This is a genomic window from Pseudarthrobacter ribosi (assembly GCF_055412865.1).
Genome location: NZ_JBVAYZ010000016.1, coordinates 84,665 through 92,973 on the forward strand (window position 1 = coordinate 84,665; position 8,309 = coordinate 92,973).

General features: G+C 70.8%; 8 protein-coding genes. All 8 read left to right on the forward strand.

Going from position 1 to position 8,309, the window contains the following annotated elements; all coding sequences use genetic code 11:
- Positions 1 to 93: 93 nt before the first annotated feature.
- A complete protein-coding gene (locus tag ACZYZ5_RS15205; protein ID WP_463902739.1) occupies positions 94 to 972 on the forward strand; it encodes an FAD binding domain-containing protein in 879 nt (292 codons plus the stop codon).
- 5 nt (positions 973 to 977) lie between these two features.
- A complete protein-coding gene (locus ACZYZ5_RS15210; RefSeq protein WP_463902741.1) occupies positions 978 to 1,538 on the forward strand; it encodes a (2Fe-2S)-binding protein in 561 nt (186 codons plus the stop codon).
- On the forward strand, positions 1,535 to 3,928 hold the full coding sequence (locus tag ACZYZ5_RS15215) for an aerobic carbon-monoxide dehydrogenase large subunit (protein WP_463902742.1): 2,394 nt from the start codon (positions 1,535 to 1,537) through the stop codon (positions 3,926 to 3,928). The genes ACZYZ5_RS15210 and ACZYZ5_RS15215 overlap by 4 nt, the downstream gene beginning before the upstream one ends.
- Position 3,929: 1 nt before the next feature.
- Positions 3,930 to 4,868 (forward strand): XdhC family protein, encoded by a 939-nt coding sequence (locus tag ACZYZ5_RS15220; protein WP_463902744.1) that lies wholly within the window; start codon positions 3,930 to 3,932, stop codon positions 4,866 to 4,868.
- Positions 4,852 to 5,502, forward strand: a complete 651-nt coding sequence (locus ACZYZ5_RS15225; protein ID WP_463902746.1) for a nucleotidyltransferase family protein — start codon at positions 4,852 to 4,854, stop codon at positions 5,500 to 5,502. The genes ACZYZ5_RS15220 and ACZYZ5_RS15225 overlap by 17 nt, the downstream gene beginning before the upstream one ends.
- A complete protein-coding gene (locus tag ACZYZ5_RS15230) occupies positions 5,499 to 6,422 on the forward strand; it encodes an AAA family ATPase (protein ID WP_463902748.1) in 924 nt (307 codons plus the stop codon). The genes ACZYZ5_RS15225 and ACZYZ5_RS15230 overlap by 4 nt, the downstream gene beginning before the upstream one ends.
- Positions 6,423 to 6,427: 5 nt before the next feature.
- The gene (locus tag ACZYZ5_RS15235; protein ID WP_463902750.1) at positions 6,428 to 7,711 is read left to right on the forward strand and encodes a vWA domain-containing protein; all 1,284 of its coding nucleotides are present in this window, start codon (positions 6,428 to 6,430) and stop codon (positions 7,709 to 7,711) included.
- On the forward strand, positions 7,711 to 8,309 hold a 599-nt coding region (locus ACZYZ5_RS15240), incomplete at its 3' end, for an SRPBCC family protein (protein WP_463902752.1). The genes ACZYZ5_RS15235 and ACZYZ5_RS15240, both read left to right, overlap by 1 nt.

The following is an 8,309-nucleotide window of genomic DNA, read 5'->3' on the forward strand; positions in this document are numbered from 1 at the left end:
TGACGATATTGACACTCCGTCCCAGGCAGGACAAGACTGGCCTCAAATCGGTGCTGCGCGACGTTGCCAGCGCCCAGGCGTGAGGTGGGAACTATGCAGATTCCGGCTCCTTTCGACTATGTGCGGGCCACATCCGTGAACCACGCCCTTGACCTCCTCTCGAGGCACGGTGCGGAGTCGCGGGTCATCGCCGGGGGCCACAGCCTCCTGCCGATGATGAAGCTGCGGCTCTCCCGGCCCGAATGGCTGATCGACATCAACGACCTGTACGAACTCGACTTCATCCTGCGCGACGGCGGCAAACTCCGGATCGGCGCCCTCACGCGCCACACGACGCTCCTGGAATCGGACGAAATCGCGGCGCTCTTCCCCATCGTCCGGGACGCCGAAGCCGTGATCGCGGACCCGGTCGTGCGGAACCGGGGCACCATCGGCGGGTCGCTCTGCCAGGCCGACCCGGCCGAGGACCTGTCCACGGTCTGCGACGTGCTCGGTGCCGAAGCCGTGATCCGGGGACCCGCCGGCGAGCGCATCCTGGCCATGGCAGACTTCCACCGCGGACCCTACGAAACGGCGGTGGGCCAGGACGAACTGCTGTGTGAAGTCCGCATCCCGATCCGCCCCCGGTCGGGCAGCGCCTACGAAAAGGTCGAACGTCGCGTGGGCGACTGGGCGGTCGGCGCCGCCGGAGCATCCGTGACCCTTGCCGCCGACGGCACCATCGCCGACGCCGCCGTCGGACTCACCGCCCTCGGACTCGACCACACCATCGCCGGGGCCGCCGACCCGCTCCGCGGCCAGCAGCCCCGGGAGGAATTGTTCGTGGAAGCCGGCCGGCTCGCCGCAGCGGCCTGCGACCCCGTGGCCGACCAGCGCGGCCCGATTGACTACAAGCGGCATCTCGCCGACGAACTCACCCGGCGGGTACTGCGGCAGGCCTGTACCCGCGCCGCCCGGACACAGGAAGGCTGAAGCGGATGCAGATCAGCATGACCGTCAACGGCAACGAAGTCATGTCCGACATTGAGCCCCGGGTGCTCCTGGTCCACTACATCCGCGAAGTCCTGGGCCTGACCGGGACCCACTGGGGATGCGACACGAGCAACTGCGGGACCTGTGTGGTCCTGATGGACGGCCAGCCGGTGAAGTCCTGCACCGTCCTCGCGGTGATGGCTGCCGGACACGACGTCCGCACGGTCGAGGGTCTCGCCACCGGCGCCACCCTGGACCCGGTCCAGCAGGGCTTCATGGAGGAACACGGGCTGCAGTGCGGCTTCTGCACTCCCGGGATGATGCTGACCGCCCGCGCCCTGCTCGATAAGAACCCGCACCCGGACACCACGGAGATCCGGCAGGCCATTTCGGGCCAGATCTGCCGGTGCACCGGCTACGCCACGATCGTCCGGTCCGTACAGTGGGCCGCGGACCACCCGGCAGGCGGGGATGCCGACGCCACGGTGGACGAGGTCATCGACGGCACGGACACCGTCATCGAGGACATCCCGGCGGAAACAGTAGACAACGAGGTGAAGGCATGACCGTCATCCACGAACGGCCCAGCAACCCGGCGGCCGGCGACGAGGACCGCCCGATCGGCTACGGCCGGATCCAGCGGAAGGAAGATCCGCGCTTTGTCCGCGGCAAGGGCAATTACCTGGACGATATCGTCCTGCCCGGCATGCTGCACGGCGCCATCCTGCGCGCCCCGGTGGCGCACGCCCGGCTGGTCTCCATCGACACCACCAATGCCCTCGCCCATCCCAAGGTCCTCGCCGTCATCACCGGCAAGGACCTGCTGGGCCTCAAGCTTGCCTGGGCACCCACCCTCTCCGCGGACGTCCAGGCCGTCCTCGTGACGGACAAGGTCCGCTTCCAGGGCCAGGAGGTCGCGTTCGTCGTGGCCGAGGACCGCTACGCCGCGCGCGACGCGCTGGAGCTGATCGACGTCGAATACGATGTCCTGCCCCCGGTCATCGATGCCCGCAAGGCCCTCGACGCCGACGCCCCGGTGATCCGCGACGAGATCGAGGGCAAGACGGACAACCACATCTTCGACTGGGAAATCGGCGACAAGGCCGAAACCGAGGCTGTCTTCGCGAGCGCCGACGTCGTCGTCTCCCAGGAGATGGTCTACCCGCGGGTGCACCCCGCCCCGATGGAGACCTGCGGGGCGATCGCCGACTACGACGCCGTGGACGGCAAGCTGACCCTGTACGAAACCACCCAGGCCCCGCACGCGCACCGCACCCTGTTCGCGATCGTCGCCGGGATCCCCGAGCACAAGATCCGTGTGGTGTCACCGGACATCGGCGGCGGCTTCGGCAACAAGGTGGGCATCTACCCCGGCTACATCCTCGCCGTCGTCGGCTCGATCGTCACCGGCAAGCCGGTGAAGTGGGTGGAGGACCGCTCGGAGAACCTGATGTCCACCTCCTTCGCCCGCGACTACATCATGCAGGGCGAGATCGCGGCCACCAGGGACGGCAAGATCCTCGCGGTACGCACCAACGTCCTGGCCGACCACGGCGCGTTCAACGCCACCGCGCAGCCGACCAAGAACCCGGCCGGCTTCTTCTCCATCTTCACCGGCAGCTACGATTTGAAGGCCGCCTACTGCAGCGTCACGGGCGTCTACACGAACAAGGCACCCGGCGGCGTCGCCTACGCCTGCTCCTTCCGCGTCACCGAAGCCGTCTACCTGGTCGAGCGGATGGTGGACATCCTGGCCCGCAAGCTGGCGATGGACCCGGCGGAACTGCGGCTGAAGAACTTCATCAAGCCCGAGCAGTTTCCCTACGCCAACAAGACCGGCTGGGTCTACGACTCGGGCAACTATGAACCGGCCATGCGGCTGTCCATGCAGCTGGCCGGCTACGACGAGCTCCGCCGCGAGCAGCGGGAGAAGCGGGAGCGCGGCGAACTGATGGGGATCGGCGTCTCCTTCTTCACCGAAACGGTGGGCGCCGGCCCGCGCAAACACTTCGACATCGTGGGCCTCGGCATGGCCGACGGCGCCGAACTGCGGGTCCATCCCACCGGCAAGGCCGTCGTCCGGCTCTCGGTGCAAAGCCAGGGCCAGGGCCACGAGACCACCTTCGCGCAGATCGTCGCCGAGGAACTCGGCATCCCGCCGGAGGACATCGACGTCGTCCACGGCGACACCGACCAGACGCCGTTCGGCCTCGGCACCTACGGGAGCCGGTCGACGCCGGTCAGCGGCGGCGCCGTCGCCCTCGTCGCCCGGAAGGTGCGGGAGAAGGCGAAGCTGATCGCCGCGGCCATGCTGGAGACCCGGCCGGAGGACCTGGAATGGGAGAAAGGCCGCTGGTTCGTCAAGGGCGATCCCGGCGCCGGGAAGACCATCGCCGAGATCGCCTTGGCGGCCCACGGCACCATCACCCTGCCCGAGGGCGTCGACGGCAACCTAGACGCCGAGGTCACCTACGACCCGCCGAACCTCACGTTCCCGTTCGGGGCCTATATCAGTGTTGTCGACGTCGATCCGGGCACCGGGCACGTCAAGGTGCGCCGCTTCATCGCGGTGGATGACTGCGGCACCCGGATCAACCCGATGATCATCGAGGGCCAGGTGCACGGCGGACTGACCGACGGCGTCGGGATGGCCCTGATGGAGATCATCGAGTTCGACGCCGACGGCAACTGCCTGGGCGGGTCCTTCATGGACTACCTGATCCCCACCGCGATGGAAGTGCCGGACTGGGAGACCGGCTTCACCGTCACCCCGTCCCCGCACCACCCCATCGGCGCGAAGGGCATCGGCGAGTCCGCCACCGTCGGCTCACCACCGGCCATTGTGAACGCCGTCGTTGATGCGTTGGCCCCTTACGGGGTAATTCACATGGACATGCCGTGCACCCCGGCCCGGGTCTGGGCCGCCATGCAGGGCCGGGCAAGGCCGCCGATCTAGGATGACCACGACAGCAGACTCCCTCACCGCCCGGGCAAACGACCTTGCCTCCCGCCGTGAGCCGTTCGTGCACGCCACGGTGGTCCGCGCCCAGCATCCCACCAGCGCCCACGCCGGGGACACCGCCCTGGTGCTCCCCGACGGCGAGATCCAGGGTTTCGTCGGCGGAAACTGCGTCGAGTCCTCGGTGCGGGAGTACAGCCGGCAGGTCCTGGACTCGCAGGAACCGCTACTCCTGCGTGTGGTCCCGGGCGAACCGTCCCGCACCGCCGAGGAAGGCGCGGTAGAGGTCTCCAACCCCTGCCTGAGCGGCGGGGCGATCGAGATTTTCCTCCAGCCGCATATCCCGGCGCCCCGGGTCGTCGTGGTCGGCACCACACCCGTGGCCCAGGCCCTGGAGACACTCGGCGCCGGCGTGGGCCTGGCCGTGGAACTCACCGACGGCGAATCAGCGGCGCCGCGGGGCGACGACGCGGCGCTGATCGTGGCCTCGCACGGCAAAGCGGAGGAAGTTGCCCTCGAGGCCGCCCTGCGTGCCGGCGTGCCCTACGTCGCGCTCGTGGCCAGCGGGACGCGGGGAGCCGCGGTGCTGGAATCCCTCGACGTCGACCCGGCGCTGCGATCACGCGTCTTCACCCCCGCCGGGCTGCAGCTGGGCGCCCGTACCCCCGGCGAGATCGCGCTCTCGATCCTGGCCCAGCTCGTCCAGGAGAGGGCCAGGTCCCGGCACGCCGCCCCGGCGGCTGCCGCGGAAACCCAAACCCACGCGGCTGCCGCGGACACCCCGGCGACGGCCGTCGACCCCGTATGCGGCATGACCGTCGCCGCCGCGGACTCCTCGCTGCAGCTCGAGCACCACGGCGTCACCGTGTTCTTCTGCTCGCCCGGCTGCCGAGCGGCCTTCCGCAAAGATCCGGAGCGCTATGCCCTCATACCCTGATAGCGCGACCACCACGCACCGGACGGCCGGGCTGATCCTCGCGGCCGGGGCGTCGCGGCGCCTGGGCCGGCCCAAGCAGCTGCTCCCCTACGGCCACGGGGTCCTTCTCGGCGCCATACTCGCGACAGCCCGCGACTGCGGCTTCGACCAGACCGTGCTGGCCCTGGGAGGTGCCGCCGGGGAGGTGCAGCGCACGGTCGACGCCACCGGCTGCGAGATCGTGCTCAACCCGGACTTCGGCGAGGGCTGTTCCTCCTCGATCGCCGCCGGCATCGCCGCGCTCCACCCGGACACGGACGCCGTCGTCCTGCTGCTCGGGGACGAGCCGGGCGTCCGGGCTGACACCGCACGGGCCCTGCGGGAGCTCCTGTTCACCGGCGGGCCGGGCACCGGACAGGGCGCCCCCGGCATCGCCGTCTGCCGTTACGACGACGGTGTCGGCCACCCCCTGGCGTTCGCCCGGCGGATGCTCCCGGACCTGGTTACCCTGCACGGCGACAAGGCGGTCTGGAAGCTGCTGGAGCAGCGGGCGGGGGACGTCGTCGAACTCCGGGTTCCGGGCCCCGTCCCGCCGGACGTCGACACGGAAGAGGACTACCGCCGGGTCCTGGCCGGGCTGGAAGGCGCGCTGTGAACACCGCGGCGCGCACCGGCGCGGAGGAGGACGTCCAGCGCAGGGTTCCCGACGTCGCAACACTCATGGAGGCGCTGGACGGCAAACATTATCTGGCCGACGTCGGGCTGGCGACGGCGCTGTTCCTGGCCGTCCGCCTGCCGCAGCCCATCCTGTTGGAGGGCGAGGCGGGCGTCGGCAAGACCGAGGCGGCGAAGGCCCTGGCCGAACTCCTGGACACGCCGCTGTACCGGCTGCAGTGCTACGAGGGAATCGACGCCGGCGAAGCCCTCTACGAGTGGAACCACCAGCGCCAGCTGCTCGGGATCCGGCTGGCGGAAGTCCGGGATGCCGCCGTCACCGAGACGGACCTCTTCGGCCCGGAGTACCTGCTGCGCCGGCCGCTGCTGCAGGCGATCGAACATCCCGGCCCGCGCCCCGCGGTCCTCCTGCTGGACGAGATCGATCGGGCCGATGCCGAGTTCGAGGCCTTCACCTTCGAACTCCTCGCCGAGGCCGCGGTCACCATCCCGGAGCTGGGCACGATCCGGGCTACGCACCCCCCGATCGTCATCCTGACCTCGAACCGGACACGGGACCTGCACGACGCCCTGACCCGGCGCTGCCTCTACCACTGGATCGACTATCCCGGGCCGGGCCGGATCGCGGAAATCGTGCGCCGCCGCGTGCCCGCCAGCAGCGGCCCGCTGGCGCTCCAGGCCGCCGCGGTGATCACCAGGCTGCGCACCCTGGACCTCGCCAAACCGCCGGGGATTTCCGAGGCCATCGACTGGGTGTCGGCCCTGGCCGTGCTGGGCATCGACCGCATCGACGCCACGACGGCGGACCGGACGCTCGGCTCGATCGTCAAGAACCGGGATGACCTGGAGCTGGTCGGCGCGCGCGGGGCCGGCTGGCTCGTGGCCGGCACGGGCGGGTGAGCCCGGTGACGGCCCGGACCACGCGGGACGCGGCCGCCGCGCCCCCCGCGGTGGAGGCAGCCACCCTGTCCGCGGCGTTCGTCACCGCCCTGCGCCGGGCCGGCCTGACGTGTTCGCCCGACCGGGCCGTCCGGCTGGCCGAGGCCCTGCGCCTGATCCCGCCCACCGACGTCGAACGGCTCTACTGGGCGTCCCGGGTGGTGCTGGTGTCCGCGCGCGGGCAGCTGCCGGTGTTCGACGCCGTCTTCGCCGCGGTCTTCCGCGGCAACTTCGACCCGTCCTCGCACCGCAGCAGCGCCGCGACGCCCCCGCCTCCGCCTGCCGGCCCCGAACAGGCCCGCACCCGGCCCTCCCCGGCCACGGACCGTGCCCCCGGACAGACGACGGCGCCGCACCGGAAGGCGCCGGCGGTTGCTTCCGCGGGTCCGGACCGCGCCCTTGACCGCAACGCCCCGGAACGGGAGGCCGTGCTGGCCATGGCCTCCACCGAGGAACGGCTGCACGGGATGTCCTTTGCGCAGCTCACCGAGGCGGAAGTCACGGAAATCAGGCGGCTGGCATCCCGGCTGCTGCTCGCCACCCCCACGCGCCTGAGCCGCCGCACCCGCAAGTCCGCCCACAGCAGCGCCCGGCTGGACGTCCGCGCCACGGTCCGCGCGGCCCGGCGCTCGGGCACCGACACCACGCGGCTGCTGTACGCCCGGCGACGGGAGCAGCGCCGGAAGCTGGTGATGCTGTGCGACGTCTCCGGCTCCATGGAACCGTATGCGCGAATCTTCCTCTCGCTGCTCCAGGGGGCCGTGGCAACAGCCGACGCCGAGGCGTTTGTGTTTTCCACCCGGCTGACGCGCCTGACCCGGCAGCTGGCGCTGCGCGATCCCGACGCGGCCCTGGCCCGTGCCGCCGTGGCCGCACCGGACTGGGCCGGCGGCACCCGCATCGCCGACAGCATCCGGCACTTCGTCGACGAACACGGCCGCCGGGGCCTGGCCCGGGGCGCGGTGGTGGTGATCTTCTCGGACGGCTGGGCACAGGAGGACCCCGGACAAGTGGCGGCCCAGATGGCGCGGCTGCGGCGCCTGGCGCACCGGATTATCTGGGTCAATCCGCGCAAGGCCGCCCCGCACTACCAGCCGCTGGTGGGCGGCATGGCAGCGGCCCTGCCGTACTGCGACGCTTTCGTCAGCGGACACAGCTACACCGCTTTGGCAGAGGTGGCGGCCGCAATCCGCGGCGACGGCGAGTCTCCGACCAACGGCCAGGCATCACTCAAGGGAAGAGGAACCTAATGCAGATCAACAGCACTTTTTCGGTCGCCGCACCGATCGACACCGTCTGGGACACGATCATGGACTTCGAACGGGTGGCCGGCTGCGTGCCCGGCGCGCGGATCCTGAACAGGCTTTCGGACGACGCCTACCAGGTGGGCATGACCGTGAAGCTGGGCCCGGTGAACATGCAGTACAAAGGGCTGCTGAACGTGATCGAACGCAACGCCGCCGAACACCGCGCCGTGCTCGGCGGCAAAGCCCAGGAAACCCGTGGCCAGGGCACCGCCGAGGCCACGGTGACCCTGCAGCTGACGGAGGAGGCCGGCGGCACCACCCGCGGCGCCGTCGACGCCGAGCTCTCACTGTCCGGCAAGGCCGCCGCGATGGGCAAGGGCGTAATCGGCAGTGTCACCGAGCAGATGATGGCCCTGTTCGCCAGCAACCTGCAGGCCATGATCACCGCGCCGGCCGCGGCCGGAACGTCAGCAGCGGGCGGACTCCCGGAGCCCGTGCCCGCGGCCAAGGTCGCCGCGGCGACGGCCCCGGCCCCGGCGGCGGAGCTTCCCGGTGTGCCGGCGAGCGCCGTGCCCGCAGCGGCCCCGCCGGTGTCCCCACC